The following is an 18110-nucleotide window of genomic DNA, read 5'->3' on the forward strand; positions in this document are numbered from 1 at the left end:
CGAGGAGGGGAGGGGGGAGAGGCGTAGAGAGGGGGGAGCGGGAGAGCACAGACTGGGGAGGGGGGCGGGTGCGTTCCCGTGCGGGGGCGGAGAGGCAGCCCCGGTGAGGGGGGGGCGGCCCCCGGGGCGCGCGCGGGCCGCCGCCGGGGGGGGCGGGGGTGGGGGTCCGCGCGGGGGGGGGGCGGGGGCTCGGGGCGTCTGCGGGCAGCACCCGCCGGTGCAGCAGGGCGAGTGCTTCCGCGGTCCGGCCCGCCGCGGCCAGGTCGGCGATCCGGGCGAGCCGCTGCTCCAGGACCGCGTCCGTGCGGGCCGGCCCGGAGACGAGCAGGACGGCCGTGGCCGGGTCGACGTACGGCAGCAGCGCCTGGGCCACCGCGCCGCCCAGCGCGTTCCCGCACAGCAGGTCCACCGGTCCGAAGGCCGGAAGCAGTGCGCGCCAGCGGGCGGTGACACGGGCCAGCGAGTCGGTCGTCCCGTCGCACAGGGCGAGGGTGTCGACCACGGTCACCCGGAGCCCGGCCCGGTTCAGGGCCCGGATGACCGGGGCGAAGAACGCCCCCTCGTCCCAGTGGGGGGTGACCGGCGCGAAGACGAGGGCGTGTGCCGTGCCGACGGCGGTGGGCGGGGTGAACACCGCCGTCGGCACGGCCGGCCGGGTGTGGGTCACTGGACGCCGGCGAGGACACGTGCGGTGGCGATGGCCTTGCCGTGCCCGCCGAGCAGGTCCTTGCGGTGCTCCACGGACAGGTCGTAGCGGCCCAGCACCAGGTCGGGCAGGGGCAGCGAGGGCCTGCCCTCCGGGATGTTGGCGAGCAGCAGGTCCGCCAGTTCCAGCAGGGGGGCCAGGCTCAGGCGGGCGGCTGCCTCGGGGTCCGTCCGGTCCAGGTGGGCCAGCCACTGCTCGGCGATGAGGTTGCCCGGGCCCTTGCCCATGCCCTGGATCGAGGAGTCCATCCAGGTGGCGCCGGCCGCGACGGCGCTGATGGCGTTGGCCAGGGCGAGCCCGAGGTTGTTGTGGGCGTGCAGGCCCACCGCGCGGCCGGTGACCGACCGGGTCAGGGTGGTCAGGTCGGTGGTGTCCACCGGGGAGAGGCTGCCGTTGGAGTCGGCCAGGTAGACGAACTCGGCGCCGGCGTCGGTGGCCGCGGTGGCCACCTCGACGACGTCACGGGCCGGCCACTGGCTGATCCGGGCGAAGTTGACCCCCACCGTGAAGCCGAGGTCCTTGGCCTGGCGTACGTACTCCAGGCCGGTCTCGTAGCCCTTGGCGGGCAGGATGATGCGGACCAGACGGGCTCCGGCCGCGTACATGGCGGGCAGGTCGTCGCGTGTGATGTTCTTCGGGTGGAGGATCATCGCCACCCGCTCGGGTCCGATCTCCTGGGCCATGGCGGTGATGTAGTCGTCGTCGCCGCGGCCGGTCAGCCCGAGGTCGGGTATGGGGGCGAACGATCCCTTGCGGTAGGCGATCTCGACCCAGTCGAAGCCGGCCTCGACGCTCAGCTTCGCGTGCTTGCGGGCGTATGCGAGCGGGAAGGCGAAACCGTTGCGATAACCGCCGTCGCGGAGGGTGACGTCGATGTTGACGATGCTCATGGGTCCTCCTGGAAACTGACGTGGGTGGGGTCAGGCCGGCCTCAGGGCGCCGGCCGCGTGGTGGGCGGCACGCCGGCCGAAGATCAGCGAGCGCAGCACCGAGGTGGCCGGCGGGTAGGCGTGGTAGAAGAGCCCGGTGGCCTCGCCGGCGGCGTACAGGCCGGGGATGGCGGTGCCGGAGGGGGTGACGACCCGGCCGTCCAGGTCGGTGCGGACACCGCCGTAGGTGAAGCAGATCGCAGCGGTCACCGGCACGCCGATGAACGGCGGGGTGTCCAGGGGGGTCGCCCAGTTGGACTTGGGCGGGGTCAGGCCGACCGTGCTCTTGCCGTCGAACCGGGTCGGGTCGAACTGCCCGGGGCCGACGGCGGCGTTGAACTCGGCGACGGTCTTCTGCAGTGCCTCGGCGTCGACGCCGAGCTTGTCGGCGAGTTCCTCCAGGGTGTCGGCCTGCTCCGGCGGTACGTCGCTGAGCAGCGAGTTCATGATGCCGGGGATGGCGAGGGTCTTGGCGTCGGCGATCCAGTACGCTTCCTGGTCCTGGTTCCGCCAGATCTCGTAGCCGACGTGCTCGAAGGTGTTGTCCCAGGTGTCGCGGCCCTCGTCGAAGAAGCGCTGCATGCGGCCGTTGACGAAGATGCCGCAGGCGAAGCCGTAGAGCACGGCGTCGGCCTTACGGGTACGGCGGTCGACCGGCTCGGCGTGGATGCCGTCGAACTGGCCGGCCGTGTCCGCGCCGAGCTCCAGGGCCATGCGCAGGGCGTCGCCGCGGTTGTGGGCCACGCCCGGGGCGATCAGCGGCAGGTCGCAGGCGCGGTCGCCGACGTACCGGGTGAGCATCTCCGCGTTGCCCTCGAAACCTCCGCAGGCGAGGACCACCGTGCGGCCGGCGAGCCGCTCGGTGCGGCCGTCGGCGCCGCGGACCACGACGCCGTCGACGGCTCCGTCCTCGCCCGTGGTCAGGTGCAGCGCCTCGGTCCGGTAGCGGATGTCGACGCGGGGGTCGTCGTCCAGGGCGGCACCCAGTCGCTCGACGATGGACGCGCCGCCGCCGCGGGGACTGGCGGGCGGTGTCATGGACGGGGTGCCGCCGTCGAAGGTGTGTGGCAGCGGGAAGTCCTGGAAGAGGATCTCGACGCCGTGTCGTTCGACGAACGCCAGGGTCTGCGGCGTGTCCCGCTGCACCGTGCGGCAGTACTCGAGGTCGGCCAGGCCGCCCGAGACCCGGCTGACGTGCTCGGGCCAGTCGGGGTCGAGTTCCCGGTCCTGGTTGATCCGCAGGAAGGCACCGGTCCAGCGGGTGGCGCCGCCCCGCTCCTCGCGGCTGGATCGTTCGAGTATCGCGATCCGGGAGGGGCGCGGCCAGTCCAGGGTCGCTTCGGCGAAGGACAGGGCGGCCGAGAGGCCGGCGGCGCCGAATCCGACGACGATGAGGTCGTAAGGGGCCGACGCGGGCGCGGTGGTCATCGTTGTCTCCTTGGTGGGTGAGGGGGCGGGTCAGCGGTTCGGGGTGGTGCCCCGGGTCAGCGGTTGGGCGTGATGACGCGGCTCGTGCGGTACAGCCGGTACTTGGCTCCGGTCGTGGTGCGGGCGAAGTCCTCGTAGCGGCGGGTGAATTCGGGGTCGTCGAAGATGGCCCGGAAGCGCTTCTCGTCGCTCCAGGACGCGAGGTTCACCACGGCGTCGCCGTCGACGCCGGTCAGCAGGCGCGAGCCGCGGAATCCGTCGGCGGTGGCGGCGACGTGCCGCACCGCCTCGGCCAGGGCGTCGACGGTGGCGGGTGCGTCCTCGGTGGTGGCCACGTTGATCAGCACCACGCTGTCGTCGGGTTCCGCCGCGGTGATCACGCCGGGGCTGGCCGTGCGGGCCTCGAAGGAGGTCCGTTCGTACGAGGCGATCCCCAGCCGGTGCCAGGGGTCGGTCTCGATCAGGTCGCGCACGGTGGCCTCGTCGAGGTCGGCGGTGACGATGACGGCACCGCCGTCCGGCCGGGGGCCGCTGAGCAGGATGCGGCCCTGGTCGGCGTGTTCGCGCAGCCAGGCCTTGTGCTCGGCCAGGTGGGCGGTGACGACGTCGCGGGGCTTGAGGTAGGTGAGCGTCAGAACGTGGATCACGGGGTCTCCGGTTGTGGTGTGGGCGCAGGCCCGGGGCGTACGGTCGCCGGGCGGGTCGGGGTCACAGGGGACGGGTGTGCGGTGGCCGGTCAGGGCCGGACGCGTCCGGCGAGCCGGCGCAGGATGTCCTCGGCCTCCGCCACCGTGTCGTGCACCACGCTCGCGGCCGGCCGCACGTCCGTGACGAGGTCCAGGACCTCTCCGGCGAACAGGGCTCGCTGACCGGTGTCGTCACGGGCCACCGCGGCGGTCCAGGCGGGCTCGATCTCGCTCCGGCGCGCCGCCAGTTCCGCGTCGCGTCCGGTCCACTCGCGGGTGAAGTCGTTGCTCACCGAACGTGCCTGGTACACCTCGTCCCAGGGGATGCCGCGCACCACGTCGAAGGCGCGGGTGTTGACGGTGTCGGTGGCCGCGGCGGACACGAGGGTGTTCTTGAAGCCGCTGGTGGCCAGTGATTCCTCGGTGACGGCGAAGCGGGTGCCCATCATCACGCCGTCGGCGCCCAGGGCGAGCGCGGCGGCCAGGCCCCGGCCGTCGGCGAATCCGCCCGCCGCCACCACCGGCACGGCGCCCTGGGTGGCGTCGAGCACGGCGGGCACGAGCGGCAGCGTGGCCCGGATCTTGTGGTGGCCGCCGGCCTCGGCGCCCTGGGCCACCAGCACGGAGGCGCCGGCCTGCACGGCGACGACCGCCTGCTCGGTGTCGTGCACCTGCACCACCACATGGGCTCCGCTCTCCGCGGCGGACGCCACGTAGCGCCGGACCTGGTCCTCGTCGCCGAAGGACAGGGCGATGACCGGCGGCGCGTAGCCGAGGACCTTGTCCCACAGGCCGGGGCGCTCGTCGAAGGTGAACATGACGCAGCCGACGCCCCACACTCCGCCGCCCTTCGTGGCCTGGGCCACGTGTTCGTCGATGAAGGCCGCGTCACCGTAGCTGACGCCGACGAGGCCCAGGCCGCCCGCCTGGGTGACGGCGGTCGCGAGCCGGGCTCCGGACACCGAGCCCATCGGTGCGCTGACCACCGGGTGGTCGATTCCCAGCAGCTCTGTGAGCTTGGTCGAGATCACGTTTCTCCTCGGTTTCTCGGCGCGGCCGGTCCATGAATGTGAAAGGAATTGACGAAACGGATGCGGGTACCGGGCGAACAGTGCGGCCGCTCGCGTTTCCGGTCCATGAGATTAGGTCCGATCGGACGGCAGCGTCCAAGACGTAAAACCCGTGGGAGTCATACGGCGGGACCTATGGCCGCGCCCCACGAAAAGAAGAGGCCCGGAACCAGAAGTTCCGGGCCGATGAAAGTGTGGAATTGTCGGGAGGGTTCTCCGGCGGCAGCCGGATCAGGCCGGCAGGTGCCAATCGCGCTGCGCGGCGGCTCGGCGCAGGACGCGGGCCGGATGGCTGTCGGCGAGCGCGGTCACGGCCAGCCGTTCCCGCGGCGGCCGGGGGGTGGGCAGCGGGCGCCACAGAAGCTGTGCGGCGCCCTGCACGGCGCGCCGGGGCCGAAGGCCCACCAGGTCGGCGGTGGTCTGCAGGGCGTGCACGAACAGTGCGTGCTGGTCCTGGTCCATGGGGAACAGCTCGGCGTGCCAGCCGAGCGCCGCGAGCTGGGCGGGGACGGAGTCGGCGTAGCCGGGCGCGCAGCCGTCGTCGTACCACAGCAGTCGTTGGCCGGCGAGGTCGTCCCAGCCCAGGTGGGATCGGCCGGCCAGGGGGTGCCCGGAGTGCAGGACGATGCCGAGCGGTTCGTCCCACACCACCGCCCGCAGCAGGCCGGAGGCGGGCAGCGGCAGCCTGACGATGCCGAAGGCGATCTCGCCGTGCCGGAGCAGTTCCTGCTGGTCCGCCGCGTCGACCGCGCGCATCGGCAGCCGCGGCCCGGGCTGTGCGCCGCTCTGCTCGGCGTGCTGTCCGGCCAGGCCGGCCTGCACCTCCGCGAGCACCTCGGCCGGTACTCCCCCGCACACGCCGACCGGCCAGGTGCGCGGCGTGGGAGCCGCCGCCGCGATGGCCGAGCGCAGCTGCCCGGGAATTCCTTGCACTTCCCGGAGAAATGCCCGGCCACCCGACGTCAGTTCAACTCCGCGAGAACTCCGGATGAAGAGCGGGGCGCCTATGCGTCGTTCCAAGCGTCTGATCTGCTGGCTCAGGCTGGGTTGCGATATCCGCAATTCCTGGGCGGCTGCGGAAACCGTGCCGGCCCGGACCACGGTCAGGAAATACCGAAGGTGCCGCATGTCGAAGTCGTCGATGTGTTCGGCGTGCGCTGCGGCGGTCCGCAGGCCGTCGCGGGCCGAGCCGTCTCGCATGGCTTCGCCGGCCTTGGTTCGGTTCAGGGCCGGCGATTCCGCTCGTGTGTGGAGCACGCTCACGTGAACGTCCTTCCGTCCGTGCCGACGTGACCGCTGTCCGGCCTCACTGCCGGGCGGAGTGGATGCCCCTCGCGACCGGGACGGTGTCAGCATGACAGAAAATACCTCCCAGAAGGAATTTTTTACGGTCCCGAAACCGGATGGTCACGAACAGCAGAGGCGTGCGGCCACGCCGGTTCGCCGGAGAGCGCGTCGAGTAGCAGCCGCCACTCGGCCGGCCAGATGGAGGTCCGGCCGCAGCCCCCGGGACCCGGCGGAAGGTGCAGCGCACCGTACATCACCGCCAGCAGCAGCCGGGCGACGAGCTCGGGCGGGTGCGGCGGCATGTCGCCCTCCCGCTGGGCGCGCCGGACGAGGTCCTCCAGAACGCGGTGCACGTCCCGCAGGACGTCCGGCGCGCTGCGTGCCAGATTCGGGCAGTCGCTGGACAACCGCAGCGCCGCCCGCAGCCGTACGTCCTCCCGCAGCCGCCGGAACAGGCCGGCGGCCAGGGACTCCAGCGCCGTCCGGGCCGTGACGCCCTGCTCGCCCCCGGCCGGCACCAGCTCCCGCCAGACCTCCTGACACCGCACCAGCAGGGCTGCGGCGAGGTCCGCCTTGGAGGAGAAATGGCCGTACAGCGCTCCCTTGGTCATGCCGGTCCGCCGGGCCACCGCATCGAGGGTGGCCTTGTCGTAGCCCCGGACGGCGAATTCTTCGGCCGCGGCGTCGAGAACCTTCTCCCGGGTACGCCGGGCACGCTCCTGCTTGACCATGCGCATGCCCTCCGATCTTGAGAGGGCACAAACATACCGAAGAGAAGGATTCTTTTGACGAGAGGGAAATCGGCCCGACATCAGCCGTTCACCCCGGCCGGAATCCGTCGGTCCGCCAGGGCCCCCAACGGGCCGGTGCGCGGGCTCAGGACGGGCCAGCCGCACCGTTCGGCCTCCTGACGCAGCGCGGGCGTGCCACCCACCACCACCGGGTTGCCCACCGACCGGAGCATGTCCAGATCGCTGTCGTGATCGCCGTAGGCGAAGCACTGCGCGGCGGGCACCCCGCGCTCGGCCAGCACGGCCGCGACGGCGTCGGCCTTGGCCCGCCCGATCATGGGGCGGTCCACCTCCCCCGTCAGCACCCCGTCCGCGGAGACGACCTGCTCCGTGCAGCACACCTGGGTGGCGCCGAGGTCCTCGGCCACGCGCTCCACCACGAGGCGCAGCGAGCCGGAGACGAGCACCACCTCGTGTCCCCGGCACCGGTGCCACCGCACGGCCTGGAGTCCCCCGACGACGAACGCGTCCGGTCGTCGGCGGTGGGCGTCGTACCAGCGGTGCGCCGCCGCCCGCACGGCGTGGGCCGGCACTCCGGCGAAACGCCGGTAGTACGCGCGGTTCAGGGCGGACCGGTCCGCGCCCGTCGTGCGCACCTCGCCGTCGTGGTCATCCTGGTCACCGACGGCGGGCCACTCGTGCCGTACCGTCCGCCAGAAGTGCCAGAAGTCCAGCATGCTCTTGGTGGCGAGCAGGGTCTCGTCGACGTCGAAGAACGCCAGGGCAGGGCGTGGGAGCCGCCCCGCACCGGGACCGGGGACGGACCCGGAGCGGGGCTCCCATGACACGTGTGTCACGCCGGATCATCTCCGTCCGGGGTCAGCACGGCTTCGGTGTACGCCCGGGCCGCCGCATCGGCGTCGAGCGTGCCGTGCGCGGCCACGGTCGTCGCGTCCCGCCAGGCCCGCTGCAGCACACTGTCCCGCGCGTGCGCGCGCAGGCCCGCAGCGCGGAAGAGCGAGTCCACCGCCTCGCGGCACAGGGTGGCCGCGGTCGCCGCGTCCCGGCGATTCTCGGCCACCGCGAGCGAAGTGATCTCGCCACGGTCCGCGCGTGCGGCCGCACCGTCCAGCAGCAGCCCGGCGGCGTGGATCCGGGCCGATGCCTCGGCCAGCACCGTGTGCGTGGCCGGATGCGGGGCCGGGCCGCCGGTCCGCTCGGCCGTCCAGGTGCGCAGGGCACCGCGGGCGATGCCGAGCAGCGGCGCGGCGAAGATCAGGGCGGCGACCATGGGGAACGGAACGGCATGGCAGCGTGCCGCGCCCGGCCGCGGGCGCAGCAGCGTCTCCACCGGCATCGAGCGGTGCTCCGGCACCCGCACGCCCTCGGCCCTGACCGTGTTGCCCCCCGTGCCCCGCAACCCGCAGGAGTCCCAGGTGTCTTCCACGGCCAGTTCCGAGCGCGGTACGGCGAAGATCCGGTGCTGCCTGCCCGCGGGGCCCGGCGTCCAGGACGCGAGCAGGACCCAGTCGGCGTGGTCGACGCCGCTGGCGGGCCGCCACGCGCCGCCCAGCCGCCACCCGCCGTCCCGCGCCACCGCCTGTCCCTGCGGCGGGACAACGGCGGCCGCGATCCGCTGGTCCGGGCCGTCGGCCCAGACCTCGCGCCGGCCGGCCGGCGGGAGATAGGCGGCGAGCCGGCCGTGTGCCGCGAACAGCGCGGCGCACCAGGCCGCCGACGCACACGCCTCCGCCACCTGCGCCGTGGCGGACACCAGGGGGCCGAACTCACCGGCCGCGCCGCCCCGGTCGCGCGGCACGAAATGGCGGGGGAAGCCGGCGCGGGGGAGCGCCGCGGCGCCCTGCGGAGTGAGGCGGCCTGCCGCCTCGGCGGCCGCCGCGTCGCGGCGCGCGGCCGCGATCAGGTCCGCATCGGCCAGGACGGGCGTGCTTCGGGTGCGCTGTGCGGTCAGCATGCCGCCTCCTGACGGGAACGGGTGCCGTGGAGCGCCGGGTGCCGTACCCGTGCGTGCGCCAGTTCGCGCTCTGCCTGCACGGCCCGCAGCAGCAGGACGGCACCGGGTACGGCTTCCTCGTCGTCGGCGGGCTCCGCGGTCAGGCGTACCGGGAGGTCGAGCTCGCCGAAGGACGTGAACGCCACGGACAGCGCGGACGGGTGCCGTCGGGCGGACGCCCCCGCTGCGGGTGCGTCCTGCGCGAGCACCGTGGACATCTGCCGGAATGCCTCGACGAGAGCCATGCCGGGTATGTGGTCCGAGGGATGGTCGAACAGGACAGGATGGCGGGGGTCCAGGCGCAGCCACCATTGACCGGGGTGCGCGGGATCGGCGGCGAGCAGGACGTCGCGGTCGAGCCGGTGGCCGACGCGGGACGGAGCCAGGGGCGCGGCGTCGCCGCCCACCGCCCCCGGGCTCGCCGCGGTTACGGCGCGTTTCCTGAGCAGCGCGTAACGGCGGGGGTCGAGAACGGCCCAGCGCACCCGGGCACGGCCCAGTCGGCGGCCCCCCACGTCCACCACCGACTCCATGGTCGTGACGATCCGCCGGCCTTCCCCCTGCCGGTGAAAACGCGTTTCCAGGGTGACGGGCGGCGCATCCGCGGACAGACCCGGCAGAGGTGTGTCGAGGTCGACGGTGAGTTCGTGCATCACGAACGGGTGGCCGAAGGGGACCCCGTAGAAGCGGTGGGACAGATGGATGGCCGCCTGCCGCGCCGTCTCGGCCAGCAGGACGGGATCGCACACGTCACTGTTCATGTGGCCCAGGTAGTGGTCCCGGTGCCACAGCGCGGTGACGCGGAAGTGGTCGTCTGCCACGCGGTCTGCGTCGGACAGCATGACTTCGTCGTCGGAGGCCTTGTGGACCGATGCGCGCGGTACGCGCGAGTCGAGGGTTGCCCTGCGCCCAGGCACACGCAGTGCGGCGGTCTTCGGCAAAGTCGTGGATAACGGCGGCGCGACGTGCAAGTTTTTCCCCTCCCCATAGTCGCGATCGTGCAGCACCCGCTATCGTCCGTGCTCGAAGGGAAGCGACACCGAGGAATATACCTTCGGGAAGGTTTATTGCCGAGGGGGATTGTTCGCCACCTTGACCGAAAACCGTCCACTGGGTCTCAACGAGCCGCCTCCCCACACGTGAGACGCCGCTGTCCGCAGGGAGCAGAGCCATGCCGAAGCCACACCCCGCCGCCCCCGTGTTCGCCACGAAGAGGATCGTCACCAGGAGAGGGCCGGACCCCAAGCAGGACCGCGCCGCCCGCACCAAGCTGCTGGTCCTCGCCGCGGCAGCCGAGCTGTTCGCACGTCAGGGATTCCGTCAGACGTCGATTCAGGCGGTGGCCGACCGGGTGCGGATGACCAAGGGAGCGGTCTACTTCCACTACCCGACCAAGGAGGCGCTCGCCGTGGCGGTGGTGGAGGAGCACTACGCGCGCTGGCCCCACCTGCTGGAAGAGGTCTCGGCGGAAGGCTTCGGGCCCTTGGACACCGTGGTCCAGCTGCTGGCGCGCGCGGCGTGCGCCTTCCGTGACGACAGCATCGTCCAGGCCGGCGCGCGCCTGCAGATAGAGCGTCCGCAGATCGACGCCGAGCTGCCGACGCCGTACGTGGACTGGACGGAACTGCTGACGTCCCTGCTGCTGGCCGCCCGCGAGGCGGGTGAACTGCGCCAGGGGGTGGTGCCCGGGGCGGCGGCCCGGTCGCTGGTCGCCGCCTTCTTCGGCGCCCAGCACATCTCGGACGTGCTGCACGACAGAACGGACGTGGTCGAGCGGTGGGCGGAGGTCAGCGAGCTGCTGTTCCACTCCATCCGCGCCCGCTGAGGCGCACCGCAGGGGCGTCGCCGGCCGCGGACGCCGAGCGGCGCCGGAGCCGGCACGGCGGCGCACCACAGCCCGCGGACGAGCTGTGGTGCGCCGGTCGCACGGGGGTGCCGGTGCTGTCCCCGCCGCCTCTCACGCAGGCTCGGGCACCCGCCGCCGAGCGGCCAGGACGACGATCCCGCCGATGACGGCCAGGCTGAGCAGCGTGGTGGCGAACACGGTCGCGCCGGTGGTCAGGCCGACGGCGTCGCTGAGGTAGCCCGCGGAGACCGGCAGCAGGCCCGCGGGGACGTAACCACCCACGTTCAGAGCGGCGTTGGCCTCGGCCAGGCGGTGCGGCGGCACGGTGGAGTTGAGCAGGGACAGACCGCCGAGCTGGCCCATGCCCTGACCGGCCCCGGCCAGCAGCGCCGCGGCGATCAGGACGGGCACGGACGAGGTGTGCACGGCGGTGATCAGCGCGGTCATGCTGAGGGTGGTCGCGACGGCACCGGCGAGCAGGATGGTGCGCCGGCGCAGCTTCTGCACGGCGAACTGCACTCCGGTGGCGGCCAGGAACATCACGAACGCCATGGCGCCGGAGACGATCCGGCTGGTGGTGTCGAGCAGGCCCGCCAGCAGCGAGGGTCCGAGCGACAGCACGAACGACGTGGCGGTGATGCCGGGCGCGAACACCGCGATGCCGAGGGTGAGCTGCGGACCGTTGCCGCGCGGGACGCCCGGCACACGGACCCAGGCGCCGCGCCGGGTGGACGCCTGCGGGCGCCGCACGGGCATGCGCAGCACGGCGAGCACGGCGGTGACCAGCAGCGCCATCTCCACGACGAAGACCGTGACGGTGGGCGCGGGCAGGGTCTCCGAGAGGATGCCCGCCAGCAGCGGGCCGAGGCCGGCGCCGAAGACCATGGCGCAGGAGGCGAGCAGCGCCGCGAGCCGCTTGCGTTCGGAGCCTGCCACGTCGGTCACCGCGGCCATGCCGGCGGAGACGACGGCACCGACGGCGATGCCCGTGAAGAGGCGGGCCACGATCAGCGCGGCGACATTGCCGGCGGTGGCGAAGATGACGCAGGCGGCCAGGGCGAGCCCGAGGGCGGGCAGCAGGACGGGTTTGCGTCCCAGCCGGTCCGACACGACACCCGAGACCAGCAGGGAGCCGAGCAGACCGACGATGTAGAAGGCGAAGATCACGGTCAGCGTGCCCTTGGAGAAACCGATGTCGCGCTGCCACAGCACATACAGCGGGGTCGCCGCGTTGGACAGCACGAACACCGCGGTCACCGGCCAGGCGGCGAGCCACACCCACCAGGTCGGTGCCACCGCGGCAGGCGACTGCACGCGCTCGTCGATCCTCGGCTGCACCGCTTTCGCGGGCATGGTTCCACTCTCGGACATGACTTTTCCTCCCGGTTGCTTCCGGCGGGGTCAGTACGACTCTACTCGAACTTAGCATGCAGTACGATCAGAGTCGTACATAGGATTCGGATGATGGAGAGACGCCTATGACCGCGACCGCCGCGCATACCCCGCCCACCGCGCCGCGCCGCCGGCCGGTGCCGGAACCCGACGGCCTGCCGGCCCCGCTGCCCGAGCCGGAGCGCGAGGAGCTGCGCCTGGAAACGGTGCTCGGCGCGCTGAGCGATCCGCTGCGGCTGTTCATCGTCCGCAAGCTGCTGCTGGAGCGCGAGGCGTTCGACCACCCCTGCGGCTGGTTCGGCATCGACCGCCCCAAGTCCTCCCTCACCCACCACTTCAAGGCCCTGCGCGAGGCGGGCATCATCCGGCAGCGCCAGTACGGCCTCGAACGCCGCAGCCACGTCCGCGCCGACGACCTCGACGCCCGCTTCCCCGGTCTGCTGGACCTGGTGGCCGCCTGGGCCCCGCAGGACCCGGACTTCCCGCCGCAGACCCGCAAGGCCGGCACCCGCACGTCCTGATTCCGTCGGGCGGGCAGACGACATGGGCGTCCTTCTTCCGTCCCGGAGAACGGGACGGAAGAAGGACGCCCATCGTCTGTCGCCCGCCGCCTGCCGTCCGTCGCCCGTACGTTCCGTGCCGAACCGCCGCCCCTTGGCCGTTGCTTGGCCGTGCTGCCCGCGGCCACCCACCTGACCCTGGACGATCCGGGCGTGAGCGGCGTGGCGTTGCACGGTCCGGGCACACGGCGGACGTTCGCCGCCCCCGGGGCGTCAGGACACGGCCCGGCCGTCCCGGGGGCCGAACGCGCGCAGCGCCCCAGCGTCGGTGGTGCCCCCGGAGTGCTCGGCCCAGGCCTGGCCGTCGCCGTAGCCCGACTCCTCGACGACCCGCCGCACGGCGTCGTCGAGGTCGAACGCCGTGTGCCGCAGGTGCACCTGCGCGCCGTGCAGCAGCGCCCGGGAATCGCCGGGCCGGCCGTAGGGCATGCCGACCCTGCCGGAGTTGACCACGAGGCGGGTGTCGACCAGGCGTCGGTACGGCATGTGGGTGTGCCCGCACACCACGGTCCGGTCCGCACGTCGTTCTCGGGAAGCGCCTCGGAGCGGGCCGCCTCGGGGGCTGTGAGGTGCCGTTCAGCGGCCGGTCATGCCTGCGCACCAGCCCGCGGGGCCGGGGTCCGGTACACACCCGCGGCGGCTGCGGCCAGCGCGGCGTCCGCCGCCCGGTCGGCGGCGGCTTCGTCCAGCGGTTCGCCGGTGTTGAGCAGGCTGTAGTAGAGCGGCGCGGAGACCGCGCTGATGACGGCCCGGGCGTCGGTGTCCTCGGGGACCTCACCGCGGGCGATGGCGTCGGTGACACACCCGGCCCATTCCTTGATGCGGACGGCGTAGAACCGGTGCAGCGCCTCGGCGGTCTGGGCGTCGCACAGCGAGGCCGCGATCAGGGCCCGGAAGAGCCGGCCCTGACGGGGGTCGGTGAGGGTCCTGACGACGAGTCGGGCGTTGGCACGCAGGTCCTCGGCGAGGCTGCCGGCGCGGGTGCGCGGCAGGGACTGGGCGGCCATGTCCTCCAGCAGGTCGGCGGCGAGCGCCGCGGGAGTTCCCCAGCGGCGGTAGACGGTGGTCTTGCCGACCCCCGCCCGCCGGGCGATGTCGGCCAGGTCGAGCCCCTCGAACCCGGCCTCGGCGAGGACGTCGCCGGCTGCGTCGAGGACGGCCGCCCGGACCCGGGCGGTGCGCCCGCCCGGGCGCACGGTGCCCGGCGCGGAGGACTGGGCCGGCTCCGGTCCGGCCGGCGGCGGAGTGGGGCCGTCGGGCACGTCAGACATCTTATCGGGACTCCTGTTCCGTTACTGCGGCGTGCGGTGCTATCGTCTCGCATCGTAATGGAACTACAGGCCCATTTGGAGGGTCGGTTCCGGCGCGTCCTCGCGGTGGCGCCCCGCGTGGCGACGACCGGATCCCTCAGCCCCTCTGCCCTGACAGCACATCCATCTCCCTGCTGACCTCATCCCTGACCTCATCAGCTCTCTCCCCGTCCAGCCCCATCGGTCCCATCCCCAGTCAGCCCCATCGGTCCCAACGGTTCCGAAAGGTCGATCAGTCATGTCTACGACACGTCCCGCGCCCGTGAGCGCCGCTCCGGCCCCGACCACCTCGGCCGATCCCGGCCGGCGGCTCACGGGCCGCCTGAAGGTGGTCCTCGCCGTCCTCCTGGTCGCCCAGTTCATGCTGGCCGTCGACTTCTCCATCCTGAACGTCGCCCTGCCCGAGATCGGCGACAGCCTCGGCTTCTCCCTGGCGAACCTGCAGTGGATCGCCACCGCCTTCGCGCTCTGCGCGGCCGGGTTCACCCTGTTCTTCGGCCGCATCGGCGATCTCGTCGGCCGCAAGCGGATCTTCCTGGCCGGTCTCGCCGTCCTCGGGGCCGCTTCCCTGCTCGGCGGGCTCGCCACCTCGCCGACCGTGCTCATCGTCGCCCGGGTGGCGCAGGGACTGGCCACCGCCGCCGTGACCCCGGCCGGCCTGTCCTTGCTGACGACCTCCTTCCCGGAAGGACCGCTGCGGGAAAAGGCACTCGGCCTCAACGGCGCGCTGATGTCGGCCGGTTTCACCACCGGCGCGGTCCTCGGCGGCATCCTGACCGACCTGCTCTCCTGGCGCTGGTCCTTCTTCATCAACGTGCCGGTCGCCCTCGCCGTCCTGCTCGTCGCCCCGGCGGTGATCAAGGAGTCGCGCCCCGAGGCGCGTCCGCGACTGGACCTGCCCGGCGCCCTGAGCGTCACCCTCGGTCTGCTCGGCATCGTCTACGGCCTCACCCAGGCGGGAGAACACGGCTGGACCTATGGCCCCGCCCTGGCCGCCCTGCTCGCCGGCGCCGCGCTGCTGGCGCTCTTCTCCTTCGTGGAGCGCAAGGTGGCCGAACCGCTGGTCCCCCTGCGTGTGCTGAGGCGGCGGACCGTGGCCTGGGGGAACATCCTCGGTCTGCTGGCGTTCGTCACCGAGACCTCGTTGGTCTACCTGCTCACGCTCTACCTGCAGAAGACCCTCGGCTTCTCCGCGCTCGCCGCCGGCGTCTCCTTCGGCGTGCTGGGCCTGGGCACCGTGGCCGGCGGGATGCTCGCCCCCAAGGTGATCGCGCGCACCTCCACGCTCACCGCCCTCGTGGCCGGCGGCCTGATCCAGACGGTGTTCACCGCGGTCCTGGTGCTGCTCGGCGACGGCACGGCGTGGATGGGGCTGCTGCTGCCCGCCACCTTCTTCGGTGGTGTCGGCAACATGCTCGTCATCGTCGGGTTCATGGTGACCGCCACCTCGGGCCTGCCCGACCGGGAGCAGGGCCTGGCGACCGGGCTGGCCACCATGTCGCAGCAGATCGGCATCACCCTGGGCACCCCGATCATGTCCACGGTCGTCACCGCCACCGCGGGGGCGACCACCGCCGGTGCCGTCCTGCACGGCGTGACGGTCGCCATCGCCGTCAACGCGGCCCTCGTCCTGCTCGGCGTCCTGATCGCCGCCACCTTCCTGCGCCGCGACCGCACCTCGACCGGCGCCTGAACGCCACGCGACCCGACGGACCGGCATCACCCGCACCCGACGCCTTCGAGGAGCCGCACCCGCGTGCGGCCCCTCGCCGTTCCTGCGACGAGCGGCTTGCATCCGCCGGCCCACGAGGTTGCCGGAGGGCGGCAAGGTCCGGCCGGACCACGGTGCCCGACGTCACCCTTCACAGGCGGATGCCCCTGCTCCTACGGTCGTCGGGTCGGGCTCCGCCGAGCGCAACCGGGTCCGCAGACGCCTCACGCCTGCGGGTCGTCGCCCCGCTCACGGTCGTCCCGTCGAAGAGATCCATCGTGTTCCGCCCCGGGAGAGCCCACGAGCATGTCGCCCCTGACCACAAACGAGTGGGTCCTCGTCGCCGCCGTGGCCACCGTCGTCCACCTCGTCGCCATGCGCTGGTGCATGCCGACGCCCAAGGCGCGGCGGCAGACGTCCTTGGCCCCTCTGGCCGGCTGCGTCTTTCTGGTGCCCGCCGCGGCGGCAAGAGGCTACTCCGTCTCCTTCACTCTGTATCTGTACAGCTGCGGCCTGTTGATGTTCGTCATCATGCTGGCGCCCGTGGGGAAGAAAGTCGCTGCCGACATCCTGGAACAGGAACGCAACCCCTTGACCAAGGTGCCGCTCAACACCTTTTCCCTGTACTGGATCGCGATCTCGGCCACGGGCTGTATCGCGGCCATGGTCTCCCTCTGGCCCTTCTTCTCCTAGCCACGCTCCCGCGGGGGAAGAGTGCCGGAGCGAGCCACTGCGCGGCTCCTACGTGAGGTAGGCGGGGGACGCCCACGCGATGCCGTCGACCGAGAGCCATGCCGCGCCGGCGACGGCCGTGGGTGTCACTCCGGCGACGGCCCGGACGTCCCGGTGCAGGCGTGACTGGTCGGCGTAGCCGGTGTCGGCGGCCACCTGTGCGGCGCCGCACCCCGCGGCGAGGCGGTGGGCGGCGGCGTCGAACCGGACGAGTTCCTCGCGGCGTTCACGACGCTGTGGAACATCGGCGGCGCGGGGTTCCCCCTCGTGGCCCCCGACCGCGTCGAGCCCCACAACCGCGCCCTGCGCGAGGCCGCCCGGTCGATCGGCTCCTGGGCCTACGTCGAAGCGGTGACGAGGATTCAGCAGTCGTCGCGCCGAGCCGGGGTGCGGGCCGGTCCCCCGGTGGTGCGTCGGCGGTGCCGTCAGCCGTCGTGCGAGGCGAGGTACTCCTCGACGCCGGGGGCCTCGTGGGCCTGCTCCACCGTCACCAGGCCGCCGACCGCCTTCCGGTCGGGCTTGAGTACGTAGGTCGAGCGGGCGGCGGGCCGGGAGACGTCGGTGAAGTCCTGCGGGGTGCCCAGGCCGGTGTCGGCGTTCTTCCGGGAGCGGTGGGCCTTGACGACGTCCTCGCGGGTGAGGCTGCCCCGCTCGCACGCCTTCTTCAGGTCCGCGCCGAGGACCAGGGCGGCGTTGTATCCGGAGAGGACACCCGAGTCGACCGGGGAGCCGGGGTACTTCTTCGTGTACGAGGCGACCATCCGCTCGACCCCGGGCAGGTCGGAGCTGACCGCGGGTGCCGCGCTGACCACGTGCACCATCGCCTCCAGGGCCGCCGCCGCGGGTGTCTTCATCAGCTGCGGGGCGTAGCCGGGGGCGCTGGAGACGATCGGCACGCGCAGGCCGCGGGAGGCGGCGACACCGGCGAGGGAGGCGGTCTGGGCGGGTCCCGCGCTGATCAGGACGGCCTTGACGCCGGCCTTGCGCAGCGCGGAGACCTGGGCGGACAGGTCGGTGTCGGTCGCCTTGATCTTCTGCCCGACCACCTTCAGACCCGCCTTCCCCGCGGCCCATCGGGAGCCCTCCAGGGCGTTGTCGCCGTAGTCGCCCTCGAAGTAGACGTGGCCGATCGTGTCGCCCTCGGCGACCTTCCCGGTGCGGGTGAGGAAGTCGACGGCGGCGATCATGTCGAGGTCGTAGGTCGTGCCGAGGACCTGGACGGCGTCCTTGCCGAGCAGCGAGGCCGCCCACGCCTGCGGGAAGGTCAGGATCCTGTCGCGCTGGATGTCGTCGAGCAAGGCGGCGACCACGGGTGAGCCGATGACCTGGGGCAGGGCGACCACGTCGGAGGAGATGTCGGCGTAGGCGGTGACGGCCTTCTGCACGTCGTAGCCGTGGTCCTTGACGACGATCTCGATCTTGCGGTGGCAGATGCCGCCCCGGGCGTTGGTCTCGTCGGCCCACATCTGCTGGGCCTGCACGATGGACTTGCCGAGGGTGGCGTAGGGGCCGGTCAGGTCGGTCAGGGCACCGAGCCTGATGGTCTCGGCACTGACTCCGCGGCCGGTCTTCACGCCGTCGGCGCCATCGCCGCCGCCCTGGTCGCCGGCCTTGGAGCTGCAGGCCGCGGCCGCGAGCAGCACGGCGGCGAGCGCCGCGGCCAGGGCGGTCCGGGTGGTGCGGGGCCTGTGGTGGGTGACGTTCACGG

At 72.8% G+C, this 18110-nt stretch carries 17 protein-coding genes and 3 pseudogenes; 4 read left to right on the top strand and 16 right to left on the bottom strand.

What is annotated here, in order from left to right:
• The 11 genes and pseudogenes from GV126_RS34450 to GV126_RS34495 form a co-directional block, all read right to left on the bottom strand.
• A pseudogene (locus GV126_RS34450) lies at positions 1 to 667 on the bottom strand (hypothetical protein); the annotation flags it as partial.
• Positions 664 to 1596 carry a hydroxymethylglutaryl-CoA lyase-like TIM-barrel protein gene (locus GV126_RS34455; RefSeq protein WP_159675214.1) on the bottom strand — a complete coding sequence of 311 codons (933 nt, stop codon included), beginning with the start codon at positions 1594 to 1596 and terminating at the stop codon, positions 664 to 666. The gene GV126_RS34455 and the pseudogene GV126_RS34450, both read right to left, overlap by 4 nt.
• Before the next feature lie 30 nt (positions 1597 to 1626).
• Complete coding sequence (locus GV126_RS34460; protein ID WP_159675216.1) at positions 1627 to 3063, bottom strand: FAD-binding protein; 1437 nt, start codon at positions 3061 to 3063, stop codon at positions 1627 to 1629.
• A 56-nt stretch (positions 3064 to 3119) separates the two neighbouring features.
• Positions 3120 to 3710, bottom strand: coding sequence for a YciI family protein (locus GV126_RS34465; RefSeq protein ID WP_159675218.1), 591 nt, complete (start codon positions 3708 to 3710; stop codon positions 3120 to 3122).
• 89 nt (positions 3711 to 3799) lie between these two features.
• A complete protein-coding gene (locus GV126_RS34470) occupies positions 3800 to 4780 on the bottom strand; it encodes an NAD(P)H-dependent flavin oxidoreductase (protein ID WP_159675220.1) in 981 nt (326 codons plus the stop codon).
• A 270-nt stretch (positions 4781 to 5050) separates the two neighbouring features.
• Entirely contained in the window at positions 5051 to 5752 is a 702-nt protein-coding gene (locus tag GV126_RS34475; RefSeq protein WP_236570377.1) for a LysR substrate-binding domain-containing protein, read from the bottom strand.
• Positions 5753 to 5827: 75 nt separating this feature from the next.
• A pseudogene (locus GV126_RS37405) lies at positions 5828 to 6175 on the bottom strand (LysR family transcriptional regulator); the annotation flags it as partial.
• A 29-nt stretch (positions 6176 to 6204) separates the two neighbouring features.
• Complete coding sequence (locus GV126_RS34480; RefSeq protein WP_159675224.1) at positions 6205 to 6843, bottom strand: TetR family transcriptional regulator; 639 nt, start codon at positions 6841 to 6843, stop codon at positions 6205 to 6207.
• 74 nt (positions 6844 to 6917) lie between these two features.
• Complete coding sequence (locus GV126_RS34485) at positions 6918 to 7694, bottom strand: HAD family hydrolase (protein ID WP_236570376.1); 777 nt, start codon at positions 7692 to 7694, stop codon at positions 6918 to 6920.
• Positions 7691 to 8812, bottom strand: a complete 1122-nt coding sequence (locus GV126_RS34490; protein WP_159675226.1) for an acyl-CoA dehydrogenase family protein — start codon at positions 8810 to 8812, stop codon at positions 7691 to 7693. The genes GV126_RS34485 and GV126_RS34490 overlap by 4 nt, the downstream gene beginning before the upstream one ends.
• Positions 8806 to 9858 carry a ScbA/BarX family gamma-butyrolactone biosynthesis protein gene (locus tag GV126_RS34495; RefSeq protein ID WP_328707384.1) on the bottom strand — a complete coding sequence of 351 codons (1053 nt, stop codon included), beginning with the start codon at positions 9856 to 9858 and terminating at the stop codon, positions 8806 to 8808. Before GV126_RS34495 ends, GV126_RS34490 begins: the two co-directional genes overlap by 7 nt.
• Before the next feature lie 164 nt (positions 9859 to 10022).
• Between GV126_RS34495 and GV126_RS34500 the strand changes: the two genes are divergently transcribed.
• Positions 10023 to 10676 (top strand): ScbR family autoregulator-binding transcription factor, encoded by a 654-nt coding sequence (locus GV126_RS34500; RefSeq protein WP_159675230.1) that lies wholly within the window; start codon positions 10023 to 10025, stop codon positions 10674 to 10676.
• 132 nt (positions 10677 to 10808) lie between these two features.
• Here GV126_RS34500 and GV126_RS34505 read toward each other — a convergent pair whose 3' ends face one another.
• Complete coding sequence (locus GV126_RS34505) at positions 10809 to 12050, bottom strand: MFS transporter (protein ID WP_419796049.1); 1242 nt, start codon at positions 12048 to 12050, stop codon at positions 10809 to 10811.
• Positions 12051 to 12175: 125 nt separating this feature from the next.
• On the opposite strand from GV126_RS34505, the gene GV126_RS34510 reads away from it, so the two are divergent.
• Entirely contained in the window at positions 12176 to 12610 is a 435-nt protein-coding gene (locus GV126_RS34510) for an ArsR/SmtB family transcription factor (protein WP_159675234.1), read from the top strand.
• A 252-nt stretch (positions 12611 to 12862) separates the two neighbouring features.
• Here GV126_RS34510 and GV126_RS34515 read toward each other — a convergent pair.
• Together GV126_RS34515 and GV126_RS34520 are read right to left on the bottom strand one after the other, a co-directional pair.
• Positions 12863 to 13165 (bottom strand): annotated as a pseudogene (locus GV126_RS34515) (metallophosphoesterase family protein); the annotation flags it as partial.
• A gap of 71 nt (positions 13166 to 13236) precedes the next feature.
• On the bottom strand, positions 13237 to 13920 hold the full coding sequence (locus GV126_RS34520) for a TetR/AcrR family transcriptional regulator (protein ID WP_159675238.1): 684 nt from the start codon (positions 13918 to 13920) through the stop codon (positions 13237 to 13239).
• 277 nt (positions 13921 to 14197) lie between these two features.
• On the opposite strand from GV126_RS34520, the gene GV126_RS34525 reads away from it, so the two are divergent.
• Entirely contained in the window at positions 14198 to 15652 is a 1455-nt protein-coding gene (locus GV126_RS34525) for an MFS transporter (RefSeq protein ID WP_159675240.1), read from the top strand.
• 324 nt (positions 15653 to 15976) lie between these two features.
• A complete protein-coding gene (locus tag GV126_RS34530; protein ID WP_159675242.1) occupies positions 15977 to 16363 on the top strand; it encodes a hypothetical protein in 387 nt (128 codons plus the stop codon).
• A 48-nt stretch (positions 16364 to 16411) separates the two neighbouring features.
• Here GV126_RS34530 and GV126_RS34535 read toward each other — a convergent pair whose 3' ends face one another.
• Together GV126_RS34535 and GV126_RS34540 are read right to left on the bottom strand one after the other, a co-directional pair.
• Positions 16412 to 16696 carry a helix-turn-helix domain-containing protein gene (locus GV126_RS34535; protein ID WP_159675244.1) on the bottom strand — a complete coding sequence of 95 codons (285 nt, stop codon included), beginning with the start codon at positions 16694 to 16696 and terminating at the stop codon, positions 16412 to 16414.
• 131 nt (positions 16697 to 16827) lie between these two features.
• Positions 16828 to 18108, bottom strand: coding sequence for an ABC transporter substrate-binding protein (locus GV126_RS34540; RefSeq protein WP_159675246.1), 1281 nt, complete (start codon positions 18106 to 18108; stop codon positions 16828 to 16830).
• Between the last annotated feature and the right edge of the window lie 2 nt (positions 18109 to 18110).

Source organism: Streptomyces mexicanus, assembly GCF_902506575.1.
Taxonomy (GTDB): Bacteria; Actinomycetota; Actinomycetes; order Streptomycetales; family Streptomycetaceae; genus Streptomyces; species Streptomyces mexicanus.

Coding starts and splice junctions, on each gene's coding strand:
- GV126_RS34500 (WP_159675230.1), top strand. CDS start 10,023: ATGCCGAAGCCACACCCCGCCGCCCCCGTGTTCGCCACGAAGAGGATC.
- GV126_RS34490 (WP_159675226.1), bottom strand. CDS start 8,812: ATGCTGACCGCACAGCGCACCCGAAGCACGCCCGTCCTGGCCGATGCG.
- GV126_RS34510 (WP_159675234.1), top strand. CDS start 12,176: ATGACCGCGACCGCCGCGCATACCCCGCCCACCGCGCCGCGCCGCCGG.
- GV126_RS34460 (WP_159675216.1), bottom strand. CDS start 3,063: ATGACCACCGCGCCCGCGTCGGCCCCTTACGACCTCATCGTCGTCGGA.
- GV126_RS34505 (WP_419796049.1), bottom strand. CDS start 12,050: ATGCCCGCGAAAGCGGTGCAGCCGAGGATCGACGAGCGCGTGCAGTCG.
- GV126_RS34520 (WP_159675238.1), bottom strand. CDS start 13,920: ATGTCTGACGTGCCCGACGGCCCCACTCCGCCGCCGGCCGGACCGGAG.
- GV126_RS34480 (WP_159675224.1), bottom strand. CDS start 6,843: ATGCGCATGGTCAAGCAGGAGCGTGCCCGGCGTACCCGGGAGAAGGTT.
- GV126_RS34525 (WP_159675240.1), top strand. CDS start 14,198: ATGTCTACGACACGTCCCGCGCCCGTGAGCGCCGCTCCGGCCCCGACC.
- GV126_RS34530 (WP_159675242.1), top strand. CDS start 15,977: ATGTCGCCCCTGACCACAAACGAGTGGGTCCTCGTCGCCGCCGTGGCC.
- GV126_RS34455 (WP_159675214.1), bottom strand. CDS start 1,596: ATGAGCATCGTCAACATCGACGTCACCCTCCGCGACGGCGGTTATCGC.